18 protein-coding genes and 2 tRNA genes are annotated in these 19,664 nt (G+C 70.5%); 11 read left to right on the top strand and 9 right to left on the bottom strand.

Going from position 1 to position 19,664, the window contains the following annotated elements; translation table 11 throughout:
- The first annotated feature begins 176 nt into the window (after positions 1–176).
- The 7 genes from OIE40_RS11605 to OIE40_RS11635 all read left to right on the top strand — a co-directional run bounded on the left by OIE40_RS11605 (position 177) and on the right by OIE40_RS11635 (position 4,943).
- Positions 177–250: transfer RNA gene (locus OIE40_RS11605), tRNA-Asp, on the top strand.
- 22 nt (positions 251–272) lie between these two features.
- Positions 273–349, top strand: a tRNA-Phe gene (locus tag OIE40_RS11610).
- 246 nt (positions 350–595) lie between these two features.
- Complete coding sequence (locus OIE40_RS11615; RefSeq protein WP_264702440.1) at positions 596–988, top strand: YciI family protein; 393 nt, start codon at positions 596–598, stop codon at positions 986–988.
- A gap of 1 nt (position 989) precedes the next feature.
- Complete coding sequence (locus OIE40_RS11620) at positions 990–1,373, top strand: YciI family protein (RefSeq protein ID WP_264702441.1); 384 nt, start codon at positions 990–992, stop codon at positions 1,371–1,373.
- Positions 1,370–2,602, top strand: a complete 1,233-nt coding sequence (locus OIE40_RS11625) for an RNA polymerase sigma factor (RefSeq protein WP_264702442.1) — start codon at positions 1,370–1,372, stop codon at positions 2,600–2,602. The genes OIE40_RS11620 and OIE40_RS11625 overlap by 4 nt, the downstream gene beginning before the upstream one ends.
- A 171-nt stretch (positions 2,603–2,773) precedes the next feature.
- The gene (locus OIE40_RS11630; protein WP_264702445.1) at positions 2,774–4,264 is read left to right on the top strand and encodes a sensor histidine kinase; all 1,491 of its coding nucleotides are present in this window, start codon (positions 2,774–2,776) and stop codon (positions 4,262–4,264) included.
- A 13-nt stretch (positions 4,265–4,277) separates the two neighbouring features.
- Positions 4,278–4,943 (top strand): response regulator transcription factor, encoded by a 666-nt coding sequence (locus tag OIE40_RS11635; protein ID WP_264702447.1) that lies wholly within the window; start codon positions 4,278–4,280, stop codon positions 4,941–4,943.
- Between the two features lies 1 nt (position 4,944).
- Here OIE40_RS11635 and OIE40_RS11640 read toward each other — a convergent pair whose 3' ends face one another.
- Together OIE40_RS11640 and OIE40_RS11645 are read right to left on the bottom strand one after the other, a co-directional pair.
- Positions 4,945–5,280, bottom strand: coding sequence for a hypothetical protein (locus OIE40_RS11640; protein WP_264702449.1), 336 nt, complete (start codon positions 5,278–5,280; stop codon positions 4,945–4,947).
- A 76-nt stretch (positions 5,281–5,356) separates the two neighbouring features.
- Positions 5,357–6,532: an aminoglycoside phosphotransferase family protein gene (locus tag OIE40_RS11645; RefSeq protein ID WP_264702451.1), complete on the bottom strand. Its 1,176-nt coding sequence runs from the start codon at positions 6,530–6,532 to the stop codon at positions 5,357–5,359.
- Between the two features lie 34 nt (positions 6,533–6,566).
- Between OIE40_RS11645 and OIE40_RS11650 the strand changes: the two genes are divergently transcribed.
- Positions 6,567–7,115 carry a hypothetical protein gene (locus OIE40_RS11650; RefSeq protein ID WP_264702452.1) on the top strand — a complete coding sequence of 183 codons (549 nt, stop codon included), beginning with the start codon at positions 6,567–6,569 and terminating at the stop codon, positions 7,113–7,115.
- Positions 7,116–7,193: 78 nt separating this feature from the next.
- Positions 7,194–7,940, top strand: coding sequence for a fructosamine kinase family protein (locus tag OIE40_RS11655; RefSeq protein WP_264702453.1), 747 nt, complete (start codon positions 7,194–7,196; stop codon positions 7,938–7,940).
- Between the two features lie 72 nt (positions 7,941–8,012).
- Here OIE40_RS11655 and OIE40_RS11660 read toward each other — a convergent pair whose 3' ends face one another.
- The 5 genes from OIE40_RS11660 to purL all read right to left on the bottom strand — a co-directional run bounded on the left by OIE40_RS11660 (position 8,013) and on the right by purL (position 15,522).
- The gene (locus OIE40_RS11660) at positions 8,013–8,240 is read right to left on the bottom strand and encodes a DUF3073 domain-containing protein (protein WP_264702455.1); all 228 of its coding nucleotides are present in this window, start codon (positions 8,238–8,240) and stop codon (positions 8,013–8,015) included.
- Positions 8,241–8,344: 104 nt separating this feature from the next.
- On the bottom strand, positions 8,345–9,421 hold the full coding sequence (gene purM, locus OIE40_RS11665; protein WP_264702456.1) for a phosphoribosylformylglycinamidine cyclo-ligase: 1,077 nt from the start codon (positions 9,419–9,421) through the stop codon (positions 8,345–8,347).
- A complete protein-coding gene (gene purF, locus OIE40_RS11670) occupies positions 9,418–10,890 on the bottom strand; it encodes an amidophosphoribosyltransferase (RefSeq protein ID WP_264702458.1) in 1,473 nt (490 codons plus the stop codon). Before purF ends, purM begins: the two co-directional genes overlap by 4 nt.
- Before the next feature lie 82 nt (positions 10,891–10,972).
- On the bottom strand, positions 10,973–13,096 hold the full coding sequence (locus OIE40_RS11675; protein WP_264702460.1) for a DUF4870 domain-containing protein: 2,124 nt from the start codon (positions 13,094–13,096) through the stop codon (positions 10,973–10,975).
- Between the two features lie 167 nt (positions 13,097–13,263).
- Complete coding sequence (gene purL / locus OIE40_RS11680) at positions 13,264–15,522, bottom strand: phosphoribosylformylglycinamidine synthase subunit PurL (protein WP_264702462.1); 2,259 nt, start codon at positions 15,520–15,522, stop codon at positions 13,264–13,266.
- Between the two features lie 366 nt (positions 15,523–15,888).
- Between purL and OIE40_RS11685 the strand changes: the two genes are divergently transcribed.
- Positions 15,889–16,821 carry an N-acetylglucosamine kinase gene (locus OIE40_RS11685; protein WP_264702463.1) on the top strand — a complete coding sequence of 311 codons (933 nt, stop codon included), beginning with the start codon at positions 15,889–15,891 and terminating at the stop codon, positions 16,819–16,821.
- Positions 16,822–16,917: 96 nt separating this feature from the next.
- Here the strand turns inward: OIE40_RS11685 and purQ are convergent, their stop codons facing one another.
- Together purQ and purS are read right to left on the bottom strand one after the other, a co-directional pair.
- A complete protein-coding gene (purQ, locus tag OIE40_RS11690) occupies positions 16,918–17,598 on the bottom strand; it encodes a phosphoribosylformylglycinamidine synthase subunit PurQ (protein WP_264702464.1) in 681 nt (226 codons plus the stop codon).
- Positions 17,595–17,837, bottom strand: coding sequence for a phosphoribosylformylglycinamidine synthase subunit PurS (gene purS, locus OIE40_RS11695; protein ID WP_264702465.1), 243 nt, complete (start codon positions 17,835–17,837; stop codon positions 17,595–17,597). Before purS ends, purQ begins: the two co-directional genes overlap by 4 nt.
- Positions 17,838–17,973: 136 nt before the next feature.
- On the opposite strand from purS, the gene OIE40_RS11700 reads away from it, so the two are divergent.
- On the top strand, positions 17,974–19,638 hold the full coding sequence (locus OIE40_RS11700) for a glycosyltransferase family 61 protein (RefSeq protein ID WP_264702467.1): 1,665 nt from the start codon (positions 17,974–17,976) through the stop codon (positions 19,636–19,638).
- Positions 19,639–19,664: the final 26 nt, after the last annotated feature.

Here is a 19,664-nt window from a genome sequence, read left to right on the forward strand (position 1 = left end):
ATGAGTCGTTCGGCGACCGAGCCCGGACGCCCGCGGCGTGGCCTCGGGGCATCCTTCTCTGAGTCGACGACCAGGTTCGGGCGCCTGTTCGCGGGACCGCCCGCCGATTTCACCGCCACCGTGACCGACTGTTATAGTTTCGAAGCCGGTCGGAAACGACCGGTGAGGCCTGTCAAGGCCCCGTGGCGCAGTTGGTTAGCGCGCCGCCCTGTCACGGCGGAGGTCGCGGGTTCGAGTCCCGTCGGGGTCGCTGAGCGAGAGATCGCTCTACTGGCCAGGTAGCTCAGCTGGTAGCAGCGTTCGCCTGAAAAGTGAAAGGTCACCGGTTCGATCCCGGTCCTGGCCACCAAAACCCCTAGTCAGAGGCATATTTTGAGCCTTTGGCTAGGGGTTTCAAGGTGTCGCCCAAGAGTGAAAGGCGTTGCCGCCGGGCTGGCGTACCGCCAGCATCCGATACTGGATCCTTCCTTGTGGCTGGCCTGATCGCCGGCGCTCTTGAAACCCTGCCGTTAGAACGTGTCGTATTGACGTTGGGCCGTTCGTTGACCTGGTGAGGGACGGCCACCGGGGCCGTCCGACACGTGAGGAGCTGAGCATGACCGAGTACGTCATCCTCTTTAACGGCGAGTGGGTGCCCCCGCACACACTCGAGCAACTGCAGGAGAAGTCGCGCCGCAGTCGCGAGGTGATCGACGACATGGCCGCAGCAGGGGTGCTGGTCTACGCCAACGGCGGCATCGACACCTCCACGGCGGCGTTCAGCGTGGTGGCCGCCGACGGCGACCTGGTCTTCACCGACGGGCCGTACGTCGAGACCAAGGAGCATGTGGGCGGGTTCACCGTCGTCGAGGTGCCGGACGACGCGGCCGCCCGCTACTGGGCCGGGCGTCTGGCCACGGCGTTGGAGTGGCCGCAGGAGGTGCACCCGTTCGGGGCCCGCTTCGAGGTCCCCGAGCGGTTCCGGGTCGCGGCTGGAGAGGGTGAGTGAGATGCCCCGCTACCTGATGAGCGTCTTCGGCTCACCCGAGCCCGGTCCGGACTCCCCCACAATGACCCGGGAGGAGAAACTGCAGTCCTTCGCCGACACCGGCGCGTTCAACGACAAGCTCGAGCGTGAGGGCCACTTCGTCTTCGCTGACGGGCTCGCGTCCGCCCTCACCGCGACCACGGTGGACGGCCGGGGCGACCAGCCAGTGATCACCGACGGGCCCTACCTGGAGACGAAGGAGTACATCGGCGGCTTCTGGGTGATTGATGTGCCCGACCTCGATGTCGCCCTCACGCTGGCTGCGGAGGCCTCCCACGCCTGCCGCGAGATCGTCGAGGTGCGTCCCTTCCAAACTGAGGCGGACATCGAGGCGATGCTGGCGTGACCGACGCCAGCGAGGCGCTGGCCCGCGCCCACCGTGACGAGTGGGCCCGGGTGGTAGCCGGGCTGGCACGCCGCTTCGGTCTCGATGTCGCCGAGGATGCGGCGGCCGAGGCCTTTGCGACCGCAGTGGAACGATGGCCGTCCGACGGCGTCCCTGCAAACCCTGGCGGCTGGCTGGTCACCACCGCGACGCGCAAGGCCATCGACCGGCTGCGGCGCGACGCCCAGCGGTCGGCCAAGTATGAGGCAGCCCTGATGATCACCGATGACTCCCCTCCCCCCGAGACCGGGCCGATCGAGGACGACCGGCTCCGGCTGGTTTTCACCTGCTGCCACCCGGCGCTGGCCATGCAGGCCAGGGTGGCACTCACGCTGCGGATGTTGGGCGGGCTCACTGTGGCCGAGATCGCCCGCGCCTTCCTCGTTGCCGAGACCACGATGGGCCAGCGGATCACCCGCGCGAAGGCCAAGATCCAAGCCGCCCACATTCCCTACCGGGTGCCCGACGAGAACGATCTGCGACTGAGGCTGGCCGGGGTGTTGGCGGTGGTCTACCTGATATTCAACGAGGGATACCTGACCAGCTCCGGTTCGGACCCCTTACGTGTCGACCTCAGCGATGAGGCGATCCGGCTCGGACGGCTGCTGCATACGTTGCTGCCCTTGGACGGCGAGGTGACGGGTCTGCTCTCCCTGATGCTGCTGACCGACGCTCGCCGGGCCGCCCGGGTGTCGGCCACCGGCGAACTGGTCACGCTGCAGGACCAGGACCGTGGCGCCTGGGACCGGGCGATGATCGAGGAAGGCCAGACCCTGGTGCGCGAGCGGCTGGCCTCGGGCGCTCCGCTCGGTCGCCTCCAGGTGCTCGCCGCGATGAATGTCGTCCACACCTCAGCACCCACCGCCCGGGACACGGACTGGTCTCAGATTGTCGCGCTCTACGACCGGCTGGCCGCGATCGACCCGTCCCCGATCGTACGGCTCAACCGGGCGGTCGCCCTCGCCGAGGTGGACGGCCCCGGCGTCGCCCTGGCCGAGGTCGGCCGGCTCGCGTCCACCTTGGACAGCTACCACCTGCTGCACGCAACCCGCGCCGAACTGCTGCGCCGGTTGGGACGCAGCACCGAGGCCAGGGCCGCCTACGACCGTGCGCTCGCCCTCACCGCCAACCCTGCCGAGCAACTCCACCTCGCCCGCCGCCGCGCCCAACTGCCCTCCAGAACATCCTGATCGAGCATGAGCATGAGGTTGAGGGTGAAGACCCGGCTCAGCACTCGGACCGCCCGGCTCGGTGTTGATCGAGATGGGCATGTGGTTCCGCTCGTGAGTAAGTGGGCGCGATGAGAGCACTCTCACCGGCGGCCCACCTCCCTGCCAGAGCCCGTTTGACACAATGTGCGCATGCCCGACGCCCCGCCGACCCAGCCGGCGACTCGGCCGGTCACGGGACGCCGGACCTGGCTGCCCGCACTGCGCACCGTGCGGGCTCGGGTGATCGCGGCCGTCCTGGCGCTGACGGCCCTGGCGCTGGCCATCGCCGGGCTGACGGCCTTCACCCTCGAACAGGCCCTCGCCGAGCGCCGGGTTCAGGGCTATCTGAACCGCGGGGTCGACGAGTTCCGCGTTCTGGCCGACCAGGGCGTCGACCCCACCACCGGATTGGAGTTCACCAACCCCGGGGACCTGATCCGTACCGCCATGCAGCGGCACGTGCTGGCCTCCAACGAGGGCGAACTCGGCATCGTCGAGGGCAACATCGTGTGGACGGCGCCCGAGGGCGTCACGTTCCGTCCCGAGGTCGACGTCGACTTCGTCACCACCGTGATGCCGCTCGCGACCCTCGACCACGTCACCCTCGGCCGACTTTCCACCCCCTACGCCGACAACTTCTACGCCGTCGTCCCGGTCCACTTCCCCACCCAGAGCGGCGCGCTGGTGCAGGTGTTCGACATGCGCGCCGAGCAGGACGCCCTCAACGAGACCTATGCGACGTACGCACTGGTGGCGCTCGGGTCGCTGGCCGTGGTCGGCTTCCTGATCTGGCTGTTGGTCGGACGCCTGTTGCAGCCGATCAGGCTCCTGCGCACCACCGCCGAGGACATCACCGAACATGACCTGACCCGGCGCATCCCCGTCCACGGCAACGACGACCTGTCGGCCCTGACCCGCACCGTGAACGCCATGCTCGACCGGCTCGACGGCGCCATGAACAGCCAACGCCAACTGCTGGACGACGTGGGCCACGAACTGCGGACGCCCGTCACCATCGTCCGCGGCCATCTGGAACTGATGGACGCCGAAGACTCCGAGGACGTCCGCGCCACCCGCACCCTGGCCCTGGACGAACTGGACCGGATGGGCCGGCTGGTCGACGACCTGGTCACCCTCGCCAATGCCGAGCGCGCCGACTTCATCCAGCCCCGACCCACCGACATCGGACGCCTCACCGACGAGACCCTCGAGAAGGCCCGGGGGTTGGCCGCCCGACGCTGGCTGCTCGACGACCTGGCCGACGTCGAGGCGGTGCTCGATCCCCAACGGGTGGCGCAGGCGTGGCTGCAGCTGGCGTCCAACGCCGTGAAGTACTCCCCCGACGACACCCCGATCGCGCTCGGCAGCGCGGTCCGCGGCAGTGAGTTGTGGCTGTGGGTGCGCGACCGCGGCATGGGCATCTCCGCCGAGGAACGAGAAGTGGTGCTGGCCCGGTTCGGACGCGGTTCGCAGGCCGCGCTGCGGGTCGACGGCGCCGGCCTGGGGCTGGCCATCGTCGACAAGATCGTCACCGGCCACGCCGGCCGGGTCGACATCGATTCCGCCCCCGGCGCGGGCAGCACGATTTCCCTGGTGTTGCCGCTGCAGCCGGCCGGCCAGGCCCTGGAGACCATCGCGTGAGGAAGGCAGGCCCGTGAGCCAGATCCTGATCATCGAGGACGAACCCCGCATCGCCGCCTTCGTGGCCAAGGGCCTCAAGTCCGCGGGGCACACCGCCCACGTCGAGGCGAGCGGGGTGACCGGCGGGCAACTCGCCGTCTCCGGAGACTTCGATCTGGTCATCCTCGATGTCGGGCTGCCCGACATCGACGGCTTCGAGGTGCTCAACCGGCTGCGCGGGCAGGGCGTGACGATCCCGGTGATCATGCTGACCGCGCGCTCGTCGGTGACCGACACCGTCGCCGGGCTCGAGGGCGGCGCCGACGACTACATGGCCAAGCCGTTCAGCTTCGAGGAGCTGCTGGCCCGGGTGCGGCTGCGGCTGCGCGGTGCGGACGCCGGGGCGGCGTCCTCGTCCACGACGCTCAGCCACCGCGACCTGAGCCTCGACCTGCGCACCCGCCGTGCCACGGTGGACGGCCGCGAGGTCGACCTGTCGGCGCGCGAGTTCACGCTGGCTGAGGCGTTCCTGACCAACCCCGGCCAGGTGCTCAGCCGTGAGCAACTGCTCTCCAGTGTGTGGGGCTACGACTTCGACCCGGGCTCGAACGTGGTCGACGTGTATGTGCGGTACCTGCGGCGCAAGCTCGGCGCGGACCGGTTCGAGACGGTCCGCGGCATGGGGTACCGGCTGGTCTGACCTACGGGGTGTCGGCCGACTCCGGCGAGTCGGGACTGGCGACCGACTTGGGGCTGGCGATGGAGACCTTCTTCGGCCTGTCCGGCGTGCCGGCGCTGTCGCTCGCGGCCGGGGCGGCCGTGACATCGGCCTTCTTGCCGGAGCTGCCCGTGCTGGTCAGGTCTGCGCCCGCGCCGGAGGGCGGAGCACTCACCTGCGTGCTGGGCCGGGCAGCGTCGATCACCACCGCGGGACCACCGGCCTGGACCTGCGGATCGCCGCCGGCGCACCCGCTGCCGAGCAAGGCGAACCCGAGCGCTCCGGTGACCAGCCAGCGCCGGTTCGTCGACCTCTCCATGGGTTGAGTCCACCCGATGGTGATGAGGTTCACAAGAAGGGCGGATGAGAGTTCTCTCATCGACCGGCTGCCCCGCTCAGCCCAACGCCTGCCGGGCGCGCACCAGCCAGGCCCGGGCCAGGTCGAGCCGGGCCAGGGCCGTGGGCGTCTCGGCGCCGGATACCAGGCTGAGGATCACCGCGGCCGTGCGGGCACGCAGGGACGCAGGGTGCACCGTGGCCTCGAACTCGGTGCGCCAGGCCTCGACCACCTCGCCGACCCGCGCGTAGTGGTCGGGCGACAGGTTGGGCAGCACCGCGACGTGGCCGAGCAGGCAGGCCAGGTCGTCGTCGCGGCGTCCCGGTCCGACCGAGTCGACGTCGATCACCGACGTCGCCCGCGCCGCGACGGTGAAGATGTTGGCCTCGTAGTAGTCGCCGTGGGTGGGCACGGTCGGCCCGACCGGCGCATGCCTCAGCACCTGGGCGATCTCGGCCGCCAGCGCCTGGATCTCGTCGCGCTGATCGGGCAGGACGGCGACCGCCCCGGCGGCATGGAAGTCGATCCGGTCGCTCCACGAGTCCCGCCGGGGAAACCGCACAGCCTCGTGCGGCAGGGCGTCCAGCAGGTCGATCAGGGACTTCGGCGTGGGCAGGTGGCTGGGGTCGTCCGGCCAGGCCACCAGGGCGTGCGCAAGGGACTGGCCCTCGGCGACGGCGCTGATCACCACACCCGGCTCGGGCTGCCCGATCACCGCGGGGGCGATGCCGGCCGCGTGCAGCAACCGCTGGCGTTGCGCGAGCGGCTCGGCCTTCTCGGGCCGCAGCACCTTGACGAACGCCGGACGCCGCCCGCGCGCGGCCAGCACGGCGCGGCGCAACGGTCGATAGGCCAGCATCTCCAACTCGACCGGCGCACCGAGCCACCCGCCGACCACGCTCGCATCGCACGCCGACGGCAGGCCGGCCAGCTTCGGGTCCGCCGGATGCCGCCAGGCCCGCACCACCAGGTCGTTGTGAACCAGGGTGGCGACGCCCTCGGTGACCGCGACGGTGGTCAGGCCGAGCCATTCCTCGGTGGGCGACTCCGCCGAGGGCAGGTCGTACCAAATCTGGTAGATCGCGCTGACGTCGGCGCCCGGACGGTGATGGACGCGGTCGAGGGAGAACCTGAACCCCGGCAACCGGACGCCGGGGTCACCGGTCAGCGCCAGCTGCAGCACCTCTCCAGCTTCGGCCGAGGTCATCAGGGCCAACGCGCGGTCGATTGTCACCAGGTCCTCCTCGAACTTTCCCCAAGCATGCCGGATGCCCGCGCTGGGCGGGCATCCGAAGCTTTGCGGCCCCAGCGCTTCGGCCGGTCAGTTGCCGCTGTCGGCCGAGGGGGCCGAGGCGGGGCTGTTCGGCGTGTTGGGCGAGGCCGGGGTGTTGGGCGAGACCGGCGAGTTCGGGGTGTTGGCCGAGGCCGGCGAAACGGGCGAGTTGGGAGTGTTGGGGGTGTTCGCCGAGACCGGAGAGGCCGGCGTGTTGGCGGTGGCCGCCGACGCAGTGGTCGGGGCGGTGATGGCCGTGTTCGCGGTGGCCGTCGAGGGCGCCGTGACGGCGTTCGGGGCGGCCTGCGCGGTCACCTGCTCGCCGACGACCGCGGTCGCCGCGAGTCCGGTGCTGCTGAGGCTCGTCTGGCTCTCGGCGAACGCGGCTGCGGCGCCGGAGAAGGTGGTGATGCCGAGCGCGCCGGTGACGATCCAGGCGGCGGTGGTCTTCTGGAGCTTCATGATGGGTCCCTTTCGTGGACTGGGTTGCTCTGTGCCCACTACTGAACCAACCCGCGGTGAAGAGAAGCGGAGAGGGGCATGAGAGAGCTCTCACCCGCCACGAAAGTAGCGTTGACAAGCTGTTCCAGCAGGGTGCGGGGGCTGACATAGGCTCGGCGCTATGGCAGTGGGGACCTTCACCAAGACCCGTCGCGGCGCTCCCGAGGGCTTCTTCGCGGCCGAGGCGGCCGGGCTGCGCTGGTTGGCGGACGCCCACGGCGTCCGGATCGCGCGGGTGCACGAGGTGTCCCGCGACCAGCTGGTGATCGACCGGGTCGAGCCCGCTTCGGCGTCCCCCGCCGCCGCCGAGGAGTTCGGACGCCTGCTCGCCCGCACCCACGACGCCGGCGCGGCCCACTTCGGCGTAGGTCCGGACGACGGCCCCGGCGTCGGCTGGATCGGCGACGCGCCGCTGCTGCTTCGCAGCCAGGCGCCCGCCTCGTGGGGCGGCTGGTACGCGCAGGATCGTTGCGCCTTCCACGCCGAGCGGGCCGGGCTGGCCGATCCCGCACTCGAGCGGGTGTTCACCCGACTGGCCGCGGGTGAGTTCGACGACATGGCGCCCCCGGCGCGCCTGCACGGCGACCTGTGGAGCGGCAACGTCCTGTGGTCGCCGGACGGAGTGGTGCTGATCGACCCGGCGGCCCATGGCGGTCACCGGCTCACCGACCTGGCGATGCTCGCCCTGTTCGGGACGCCCCAGCTGTCACGCATCCACGCCGCGTACGCCGAGGCGTCCGAGTGGTTACCCGACGGGTGGTCCGACCTGATCGGCCTGCACCAGTTGCACCCACTGCTGGTGCACGCGGACCTGTTCGGTGGATCGTACGCTCGGCAGGCCGTCGAGGTCGCCCGTCGCTACGCCTGACGAGTGCCCCCTACGCCTTCGGGCAGCCAGGACGGCGGGCACCCAGGCCCGTGGTGGAGAGAGTGCGTGCCGTCAGCCGAAACGGCGGGCGTCGCCCTCGCCGTCTTCGGCGTAGCGGCTCGCCAGTTCGGCGTAGGGGTCGTCCTCTTCGTCCTCGGCCTCGTCGACGCTCGTCTCGGCCTCGGAATAGCTGTCGCCCCGGAGTTCACGCTCGAGCGAACTGAAGTCGGTATCGAAGGAACGGTACTTGAGATCGCGAGCAACTCGTGTTTGCTTCGCCTTGGCACGGCCGCGCCCCATATGGGTCAGCCCCCTCGCAGGTCACAGCGGCTAGGCCGCTTCATTCGTCAGAAATGTGTCGTGAGCACAGGGTACCCAATGACCCCCAGCCAGCAAAGCACGCCTCACGCAACGGGATGTGTGCCCTCGAGCACCACCGAAGCGGGCCTGCCTGGCGCCTCGGACGCCTCGCCGAGCACCCAGGAATCGATCCCACGGGCGGTCAGCAGGGCCTGCCCCGCGTCCACCTCGGAGGCGGGCAGCAGCACCGCCATCCCGACGCCCATGTTGAGCGTCGCCTCGATGTCGGGCTGCGACACCGCGCCCACCCGCTGCACGGTGGTGAACACCGGCGGCGGCGTCCAGCTGGCCCGGTCGAGCCGGACCGAGACCCCCTCGGGCAGCACCCGGACCAGGTTGTTCGCCAGGCCACCGCCGGTGATGTGGCTGATCGCGTGCACCTCGACGGCCTCAATCAGTGCCAGGACGTCCTTGGCGTACACCCGGGTGGGGGTGAGCAGCTCCTCGCCCAGCGTCCGCCCGAAGTCGGCCACCTGGCGCTCCAGCGACCAGCCGGCGTCGGTGAGCAGCACCTTGCGCACCAGCGAGTAGCCGTTGGAGTGCAGCCCCGAGGACGCCAGGGCGAGCACCACGTCGTCGCCGCGGACCCGTTCGGGCCCGAGGATCTTCGCCTTCTCGACCACACCGGTGGTGGCCCCGGCGATGTCGTACTCGTCGGGGCCCAGCAGGCCCGGATGCTCGGCGGTCTCGCCGCCCAGCAGGGACGCCCCGGCGGCCGCGCACGCCTGCGCGATGCCCTTGACGATGGCGGCGATGCGTTCGGGCACCACCCGGCCGCAGGCGATGTAGTCGGTGACGAACAGTGGCTCGGCGCCGGTGACGACCAGATCGTCGACCAGCATGCCGATCAGGTCCCAGCCGATGGTGTCGTGCACGTCCAGGGCCTGCGCGATGGCGACCTTGGTGCCCACACCGTCGGTCGAGGTGGCCAGCACCGGGTGGTCGTAACGGGCCAGCGCCGAGGCGTCGAAGAAGCCGGCGAAGCCGCCGAGTCCCCCCAGCACCTCGGGCCGCCGGGTCGCCGCGACGTGCGACTTCATCAACTCGACGGCCCGGTCGCCCGCCTCGATGTCAACGCCGGCGGCGGCGTAGGCGGACGGGACGGCGGTTGTGTCGGTCACGCGGTGGTCCCCTGCTCGAGTCGCATCTTCTCGGCCCGTCCGGCCGGCACCTCGACCGGGTACACCCCGTCGAAGCAGGCCCGGCACAGGCTCTTCTTGGCCAGCCCGGTCGAGGCGATCAGACCCTCAAGACTGATGTAGCCCAGCGAGTCGGCGCCGATCGAGCGGCAGATCTCCTCGGTGCTCAACCCGGGCGCGATCAGCTCGGCGCGGGTGGCGAAGTCGATGCCGTAGAAACACGGCCACTGCACCGGCGGCGAACTGATCCGCACGTGCACCTCGGCCGCCCCGGCCTCGCGCAGCATCTTCACCAGCGCACGCTGGGTGTTGCCGCGGACGATCGAATCGTCGACCACCACCAGCCGCTTGCCCTCGATGACGTCGCGGATCGGGTTGAGCTTCAACCGGATGCCGAGCTGCCGCATCGTGTTGGAGGGCTGGATGAAGGTGCGGCCCACGTAGGCGTTGCGGGTGAGCCCCAGCCCGTACGGAATGCCCGAGGCGTCCGCATAGCCGATGGCGGCCGGGATGCCGGACTCCGGGGTGGGGATGACCAGGTCGGCGTCCGCCGGCGATTCCAGGGCGAGGGTGCGGCCGATCTCGACGCGCACCGAGTGGATGCGCCGGTTGCTGATCTGGGTGTCCGGCCTGGCCAGATAGACGTACTCGAACAGGCAGCCCTTCGGGTCGGCCTCGGCGAAACGGGTGGAGCGCAGGCCGCCCTCGTCGATGGTGATCAGTTCGCCCGGCTCGACCTCGCGGATGAACGTCGCGCCGACGATGTCCAGCCCGGCGGTCTCCGACGCCACCACCCACCCGTTGGAGAGGCGTCCGAGCACCAGCGGGCGGATGCCCTGCGGGTCGCGCGCCGCATAGAGGGAGTGCTCGTCCATGAACACGAAACAGAAGGCGCCGCGCAGCCGTGGCAGCACCTCCATCGCCGCACCGTGCACGCCGAGGTGTGAGTAGGTGGCCATGATGGCCGTCACCAGGGCGGTGTCGCTGGTGGAATCCATCCGGTCCTTGTGCGGCACCTCCTGGCTGGCGTCGCGCTCCTTGAGCCAGGTCTCCAACTCGTCGGTATTGGTGAGGTTGCCGTTGTGGGCCAGCGCGAGGCCGCCGGAGTCGGTGGCCCGGAAGGTGGGCTGGGCGTTGTTCCAGACGCTGGCCCCGGTGGTCGAGTAGCGGCACTGGGCGATCGCGAGGTGCCCGTGCAGGGAGTTGAGGGTGGGTTCGTCGAACACCTGGGAGACGAGTCCCATGTCCTTGAACACCATCATCCGCTCGCCGTTGCTGACCGAGACGCCGGCGGATTCCTGGCCGCGGTGCTGCAGCGCGTACAGGCCGAAGTAGGACAGCTTCGCCACCTCTTCGCCCGGCGCCCACACCCCGAACACCCCACAGGCGTCCTGGGGTCCCTTGTCCTGCGGATCCAGATCGTGGGTCAGGCGGCCGTCCGGACGAAGCACGCGCTCACTCTACCGCCTGCGGACGGGCACCCCACGCGCGCCAGCGCCCGCCGGACGGGCCGGCGGGCGCTGGAGGGTGACGCTACTTGGCGATCTTGATCGAGAAGGGGTAGGTGTAGGGCCGGTTCTGATTCTCGGACAGGGTGCCCATGATCGAGAAGACCAGGCTGAGGATGCCGACCAGCGGCAGCAGCACGGCGCCGATGACGACCCCCATCAGGATGTAGCTGATGATGAAGCCGATGGCCACCGTGATCTGGAAGTTGAGCGCCTGGATGGCGGCGGCCCGGACCCGCGGGCTCTTGTTGCCCTGGGCGGTCAGCACGATGAGCGGGCCCAGCCAGCCGAGCACCCCGACGGTGATCAGCGACGCCACCGGACCCGACCAGTGCGCAGCCATCGCCCAGGTCTTCTCCTCGTTGGGGCTCATTCCGGAGTAGGGCTGCATGCCGTACCCGCCCTGCTGGCCGTAGCCACCGCCGTAGGGGTTCTGCTGCCCGTAGGGCGACTGCTGACCGTAGCCCTGTTGCCCGGCCGGATCGGCGTAGGGCTGCTGGGGCTGGCCCTGGCCGGGTTGCTGACCGAACGCGGACTGCGGCTGGCCGTAGCCGCCGGCCTGGACGCCGGAGGGTCCGGAGGCCGCCGACGGTGCCCCGTAGCCGCCCTGACCCTGGCCGTACGGGCCGGTCGGACCGGACGCCGCACTCGGAGCCTGGCCGTAGCCGGTCTGCCCATAGGGGGCGGTCTGGCCCGACGCCGCGCTTGGAGCCTGGCCATAACCGGACTGCCCGTAGCCGCTGGGCTGGCCGTACGGCGCGGTCGGACCGGAGGCCGCACCCGGCACCTGGCCGTACGGCGCGGTCGGGCCGGAGGCCGCACCCGGCACCTGGCCGTAGCCGGAGGTGTCCTGGCCGTACCCTGGCTGCGCCGGTTGGCCGTAGCCGGACTGCTGCCCGTAGGGTCCCTGCGGACCGGGCTGCCCATAGGGGGCGGGTTGGCCATAGGGCGTCGACTGGCCATAGCCGGGAGGCTGGGTGGGCTGGCCGTAGCCGGCCGCCGGCTGTTGCTGACCGTAGCCACCGGGCTGACCGTAGCCGCCCTGTTGCGCGTACGGGCTCTGCTCGAAGGGCCCACCCACACCGGGCGGAGTGGCGCCCAGATCGAACGCGCCGGGAGCGGACGTCGGCATGCTGCCGGGCAGGTCCAGGGGCGATCCGCCGGTGGCAGCGGGCTGCTGCGGTTGGCGATTGCTGGCGGCGGAGTCGAAATCCGTGCCGACCGGGGCGGGCGGTTCCGCCTGGCCGAGGTCGAGGCCGGCGGGGTCGAGGCCCTGGTGGGGGGTCGGCCCGGTCGACGCGTCGCCCTCGTCACCCACATCCTCGGCGGCCTGGGCGGGCGACTCGGGCATGCCCTCCGCCGTCGCCTCGCTCTCCTCGAACACGTCGTAGGGGTCGGCCGCCGGCCCGGAATGCTCCGGCGTCGACTCGAAGCCCGCCACGAAAAGAGCGGTCTCGGGCTGGTCGCCCTGGGTGGTGGGGGCGTCGGCGGCGAAGTCCTCGGCGCCGGCGTCGGTCGGGTCGCCGGCGGAGTTCTCGGCCTGGGTCGGCGACTCGGGCATGCCCTCGCCCGTTGCCTGCGCCTCATGCCGGTGCCCGGCCGGGGACTCCTCGGTCGCGTCCACCACGACGGCGTCCTCGACGAACGAATCGGAGTCGGCCTGCTGCGGCTCGTCGGCCGGCTCGTCGACGACCTCGGCGTCCACGACCTCGGCGTCGCCCTGCTCGACCGGTGCGGCACTCGCCCGCACGTCGAACTCGCCGCTCGGGTTGTCTTCGGTCGGGGCGTCGACGACGTCGGGGCGGTCATCGGGCACGTCACTCTGCCAGGGCTCGGGCTGGGCGGGTTCGGCGGGTTCTGCGGGTTCGGCGGGTTCGGTCGGCCACTGCTCGGGACTGCCCGACTCCTCGTCAGCCGGCGCGTCCTCGGTAGCCGGTTCGGACGGCTGATCGGCCGAGCCCGTCGAGTCCGACACGTCCGGCACGTCGGACGCCGCCACCGGCTGGTCGAACTCCCCCGGCACGGGCGCCGCCTGATCGCCCGAGGGCTCCGACGGACTCCCCCACGGCTGCTGCCCGGTTGCGGGCTCGGACGTCTCGGGATTCGCCTGCTCGCTCTCGACGGGGCGCTCCCACGGGTTCTGCGTCATCGCTTCCTCACTTGTCCTTGCGAAAGGTGCTGGGGCCGCTAAGCCTGGACCGGTCCATTCTTGCGCACGCGCCTGTCGACAACAGCAGGGTCTACCCGGAAGGGTCCCCCGATGGGTTGCGGGGCGGACGATCGCTCGCCGTGGGACGGCGGTGCGAACGACGCGGGTCAGTGCGCCATTGCCTCGCGCAGCGGAGCCTGCCAGCGGGTGCGGATCTCCTCCAGCGGCAGTGCGAAGCGGCCCACCACCTCGAGCTCGGCCAGCTCGGTGACCTCGCCTAGCCGGGTCAGGGTGATGTCGTGCCGGCGGCACAACTCCTCGAACTCCTGAGCGGTGGACGCCGGCAGCGACACCAGCACCCGGCCGGGTGTCTCGCTGAACAGCTGCACGGTGGGGTCACCGTCGGGCAGGGTCAGTGCCACACCCAGCCCACGACGCAGGCAGGATTCGACCAGCGCCTGTGACAGACCGCCGTCGGCCAGATCGTGCGCCGAGCTCAGCAGATGCGCCTTGGACGCCGCCACCAGCACCTGGGCCAGCCGCTGCTCGTGCTCGAAGTCGGGCAACGGCGGCATGCCGCCCAGATGCCCGTCGTGGATGACGTCCGCCCAGGTGGTGCCGGACAGGTCGTCCCGGGTGTCGCCGAGCAGGAAGATCGCGTCTCCGGGGTTGCTGAATCCGGCCGTGACCCGGTCGGCGACGTCGTCGATCACGCCCAGCACGCCCACCACCGGGGTCGGGATGATGTTGGTCTCGCCGGTCTGGTTGTAGAACGAGACGTTGCCGCCGGTGACCGGCGTCCCCAGGGCGCGACAGCCGTCCACCAGGCCCAGGATGGCCTCGGAGAACTGCCACATCACGCTGGGATCCTCGGGGCTGCCGAAGTTGAGGCAGTCGGTGATCGCCACCGGCTCGGCGCCGGTGACCGCCACGTTGCGGTACGCCTCGCACAACGCCAGCTGTGCCCCGAGGTACGGGTTCAGGTAGGCGAAGCGTGCGTTGCAGTCGGTGGCCAGGGCGATGCCCAGGCCGCTCTCCTCGTCGATCCGCAGCACCCCGCCGTCCTCGGGCTGCGCCAGCACGGTGTTGCCGCGCACGTAGCGGTCGTACTGGTCGGTGACCCAGGACTTGTCGCACAGGTTCGGCGACCCGGCCAGCCGCAGCACGGTGTCGGCCAGCTCCTCGCCGTCGCGGGCGCGGGGCAGCCGGCTGGCCGAATCGGCGTTCAGTGCGTCGATCCAGTCGGGCCGGGCGTAGGGGCGATGGTAGGTGGGGCCGTCGTGGGCGACCGTGACCGGGTCGACGTCGACGACCACCTCGCCGTCCCACTCGATGATCAACCGATCGCCGTCGGTGACTTCGCCGACCACGGTGGCCAGCACGTCCCACTTCGCGCAGATCTCAAGGAAGCGGTCGACGTTGTGCGGCTCGACGACCGCCATCATCCGCTCCTGCGACTCGCTCATCAGGATCTCTTCGGGCGCCAGCGTGTGGTCGCGCAGCGGCACCGTGTTGAGGTTGACGTGCATGCCGCCGTCGCCGGCGCTGGCCAGCTCGGAGGTCGCGCACGACAGCCCCGCAGCGCCGAGATCCTGGATGCCCTGGATCAGGTCCTCGGCGAACAGCTCCAGCGTGCACTCGATCAGCAGCTTCTCCATGAACGGGTCGCCGACCTGCACGCTGGGACGCTTGGCCGGGCCGTCGGCGTCGAAGGTCTCCGACGCCAGGATGGACGCCCCGCCGATGCCGTCGCCACCAGTGGCCGCGCCGTACAGGATCACCTTGTTGCCGGTGCCGCGGGCGAACGCCAGGTGCAGGTCGTCGTGCTTGAGAACGCCGACGCACAGTGCGTTGACCAGGGGATTTCCGTAGTAGGTGGGGTCGAAGACGACCTCGCCGCCGATGTTGGGCAGGCCGAGACAGTTGCCGTAGCCGCCGACCCCGGCGACGATGCCGGGCAGCACGCGGGCGGTGTCGGGGGCGTCCAGCGGGCCGAACCGCAGCGGGTCCATCACCCCAATCGGCCGGGCACCCATCGCGAGGATGTCGCGGACGATGCCGCCGACCCCGGTGGCCGCGCCCTGGTAGGGCTCGACGTAGGAGGGGTGGTTGTGCGATTCGATCTTGAACGTGACCGCCCAGTCACCGCCGATGTCGACCACGCCGGCCTGCTCGCCGATGCCGGCCAGCAGCTTGCCGCGCGGTGTCTCGTCACCCAGCACCCCGAACTTCTTCAGGTGCACCTTGGAGGACTTGTACGAGCAGTGCTCCGACCACATCACCGAGTACATGGCCAGCTCGCACGAGGTCGGCCGGCGTCCGAGGATCTCGCGGATCTTGTCGTACTCGTTCCCGCGCAGGCCCAGGGCAGCCCAGGGCTGTTCGAGATCAGGCGTTTCGGCGGCATGCGTCACGGTGTCGACCACGCCCCACAAGCTACCGTCTCGGCGCTCAGGGCCGTGCGGCGTCCGAGGTGCGGGGCTTGCCGGACAGTCGGCTGGCCGATGGGGGCGCCGCGCCGCGGCGGCGATGGCAGCGCTGCTGACGCGTGCGCATGCGCACCATTTCATCCAGTGCCTATATACCGTTTTTCGACGTCGATGGCCCCAGGGACGCTTCGAAAACGTTTCATTCCGGATCGACGTCGAGAATCGGTATATCCACCTCCGTTGAATTCCAGCCTGGCTAGGTGCGTCGACGAGAATCCGACCCTGCTCGATCGCTGCGGCAGGTTCGCCCTGAACGCGACCCGCCGGGCCGCTGGACGGTCCTAAACTTCGAGCCGAAGGGCGGTGATCACCGTGACCGACCAGGCAAGAGGCGTCCTCGCCATCGACTGCGGCCAGACCAGCATTTCGTGGAGCCTGCGCTCAGCCGACTCCGATCGGCAGCTGGGCCGCGGCAAGGGGGTCGACACCAGCCGCCCCATCGAGCCGCAGATCGCGGCGGCCGTCCGCAGCATCATCGAGCGGACCGGAGCGACGCCGTCGGTGCTGGCCTGCGGCTCCTCCGGGCTCGACCGGCCGGACGCCTCCGCGTGCCTCGCCGAGCTGACCGGAACCTCGATCGACGAGGTGCTGCTCGCCCACGACTCGACGATCTGCTACCTGGGCGCGCTGGGTGACGAGCAGGGCGTGATGATCGCCTGCGGCACGGGCGTGGTGACGTTGGGGGTCGGACCGACCGAGGTGGCCCGGGTGGACGGCTGGGGCTGGATCATGGGTGACGCCGGTTCGGCGTTCTGGATCGGCCGCAACGCCCTCGAGGCGGCCATGCGAGGGTATGACGGACGCCGCTCGTCGACGGTGTTGACCGAACTGATCGGCCGGAACTTCGACGATCTCGAACTGGCCTACCTCGAGCTGCAGTCCGATCCGGACAGGGTGTCCCGGGTCGCCTCCTACGCCGCCGTGGTCGACGAGGCGTCCGCCTCGGACCTGGTCGCGCGCAACATCCTGGACAAGGCGGCCGCCCATTTGGCCGAGGCCGTCGGGGCCGCGGCCCATCGCGTCGGGCTGGGTCGGCACGCGGCGCCCACCGTGTGCGCCCTGGGCCGTACGTTCGACTCCACCCGGGTGCGGGGCAAGTTCGTCGCCTACCTCACCATGGAGTGGCCGGACTTCCAACTGACCGCGCCCCGCGGCGACGGGCTGGGGGGCGCCGAGCTGCTGCCCGGGCTCGGCGACAGTCCGCTGGCCTCGCGAGTGAGCCGGGCGACGCGCTGAGGCGGTGCCGGCGGGGGCGTAGTCCCCTCGGTCCGCCAAGTCCGGGAACCGTCATCCCCGGCCCGCCCCGGGATCTCGTCCGGTGCAGGTGGACGATCAGCCGACGTGCGCGGTGAGGAACCGTTCCAGCGACGCGAAGAATCCGCGCCCATCGAGCGAAGGGGAGGTCAACTCCTCCATGTTGTGCTCCGGATGCGGCATCAGCCCGACGACGTTGCCGCGAGCGTTGGTGACGCCGGCGATGTCGTTCAGCGAGCCGTTGGGGTTGCCGTCCAGGTAGCGGAAGACCACCTGGTTCTCACCCTCGAGCCGCTCGATCGTGGCGGCGTCCGCGACGAAGCCGCCCTCGCCGTTCTTGAGCACGATGACGATCTCCTGGCCGGGCACGAAGGCGTTGGTCCAGACGGTGTCGACCGATTCGACACGCAGTTTCTGGTCGCGGCAGACGAACGTGCGGACATCGTTGCGGATCAGGGCGCCCGGCAGCAGGTGCGACTCGCACAGCACCTGGAAGCCGTTGCAGATGCCGAGCACCGGCAGGCCGCCCTCGGCCGCCCGGATCACCTCGGTCATGATCGGGCTGAACCGAGCGATCGCCCCGCAGCGCAGGTAGTCGCCGTAGGAGAAGCCACCCGGGAGGATCACCGCCTCGACCTCCTGCAGCGACTCGTGAGCGTGCCACAGCGCAACCGGCTCGTGACCGGCCAGCTTCACCGCACGCTGCGCGTCATGGTCGTCCAGAGAGCCGGGGAAGGTGACGACACCGATCCGGCTCACTGCTCGACCCGCACGTCGAACGCCTCGATCACCGTGTTGGCGAGCAGTTTCTCCGCAGCCTCACGGACCTGGCCGAGGACCTCGTCGGTGAGTTCACCGTCGACCTCGACCTCGAAACGCTTGCCCTGCCGCACCGTCAGGCCGGCGAAGCCGAGCCGCTGCAGGGCACCGGTCACGGCCTTGCCCTGCGGGTCAAGGATTTCGGCCTTGGGCATCACATCCACGATCACGCGCGCCATGCGGGCATCCTATCGGGGCCGGACGTGCACGCCCGGGGGCATCCATCCCGGGCGTGCAAACCCCTCGCGCCGCCCCGGCCGTTAGGGTGGAGAGCAACAGCGCCGACCGACCTTCTCGGTGGAGGAGTTTCGACACGTGTGGGAGCAACTCAAGCAAGCACTCGGGCAGCAGCCGGATTCCGGTGACGCCACGACCCGAAGACTGGTCAAGCTGCTGCGCAAGCACCTGCCCAGCGACGGCTACGCGACAGTGGTGGTGCTCACCCCCGCGGTGACCGGATCGGTCGAGGCGCTCCGGGACGCATTCCCGGAATGGTCGGTGATCTCGGCGGCCGAGGACACCGGCAACCTGCCCGAGCGGCTGGCGGCACGCCACCCGATCGACGTGATCATCGACGCCGATCGCGCCGACGACCGACGCAAGCGCTTCCGCCGGCTCTTCTACCACCTGACCCCCGGCGGGCTGTACGTGGTGCCGGGCGGGGCGGGCGAACTCGGCCCCGACCCTGGCGAGTTGGGCACCTACCTCGCCGAGGCCGCCACGCGGCCGCGGTCAGCGACGCTGCGCAGCCCCGGCCGCCGGTCGATCGCAGAGAACTCGCTGCGCGCGCTCCGCCAGCATGTGCGGGCCCGCGGCGTGAAGGACGACCTGGTGCTCTCCCACGACCTGCCCGACGTCCGGGTGAAGCTCGACGAACCACGGACGAACGCCTACCTCGGCAAGTCGGAACGACACGGCCGCGTGCTGGAGGTTCGGCCGGCGGGCAAGGCGCCACAACTCAGGGACTACACCGAAGGCCCGGTGCGCCGCGATCCGCCCGTCGACGGCCGGATCGGCAAGTCGAAGCTCAGCCTGCGGGAGTATCGCGACGCCATCGTGGGCATCGAGCAGGTCGTGATGACGGACGCCGCGATCATGGCCGACAGCTACCGGCACCACCAGCGTCGTTACTTGACCAGTCGCAGCGTGGTCGACGTGGCCCCCGGCTTCGGCATCCCGCGCCGCCGGGTACCGGCCGAACTGCCCCGCCTGCGTGGCAGCTACCTGCACCTCGACAACGAGATCCGGGGACACTTCGGGCACCTGATGACCGAGACCCTGTCCCGGGTGTGGAGCTGGCACGCCGCCCTCGAGGTCGATCCGGACGTCAAGGTGCTGCTCGGCGCGACCCGGACGCGGCCGGTGGTCGCCGAATGGGAGTACGGCTTCTACGAAGCGTGCGGCATCCCCCGCGACCGGATCGTGCTGATCGACGGGTACGTGCGGGTGGAGCGCCTGCTCTCCGGCACCCCGATGTTCAGCATCCCCCAGTACGTCCACCCCGGAATCGTCGACACCTGGAACGAGGTGGGTGACCGGCTCGCCGCGCAGGCCGCGCCGCGGGAGTGGCCGCGGCGATTCTTCGTGGCGCGCAGGACCAACCGGCGAAGCTGCACCAACGCCGCCGACGTCGAACGGCTGTTCGCCGAGCGCGGCTTCACGGCGCTCTATCCCGAGGACTACTCGCTGTACGACCAGGTAGCGCTGTTCCGTCAGGCCGAGGCGATCGGGGGCTGGTGCGGCAGCGGCACCTTCCACCTGGCGCTCGTGCGCGACCCCAAGCACCTGATCCGGATCGGGCCGGTCAGCTACCAGCCACGCAACGAGTTGCTGATCGCCGCCGTTCGCGGCCACCGCATCGACGACGTGACGTGTTCGGACGTCGAGGACGACAGCGACCGGCCGCGGTTCAGTTTCAACCTCGAGCGGGAGGGCCCGTACCTGACCAGCGTGCTCGAACGCGTGGGCGCGGAGCGGTGAGCGGCGCCGCGGCGTCCGGCAGGTGG

The organism is Micropruina sonneratiae (genome assembly GCF_025972045.1).
Lineage (GTDB): Bacteria > Actinomycetota > Actinomycetes > Propionibacteriales > Propionibacteriaceae > Micropruina > Micropruina sonneratiae.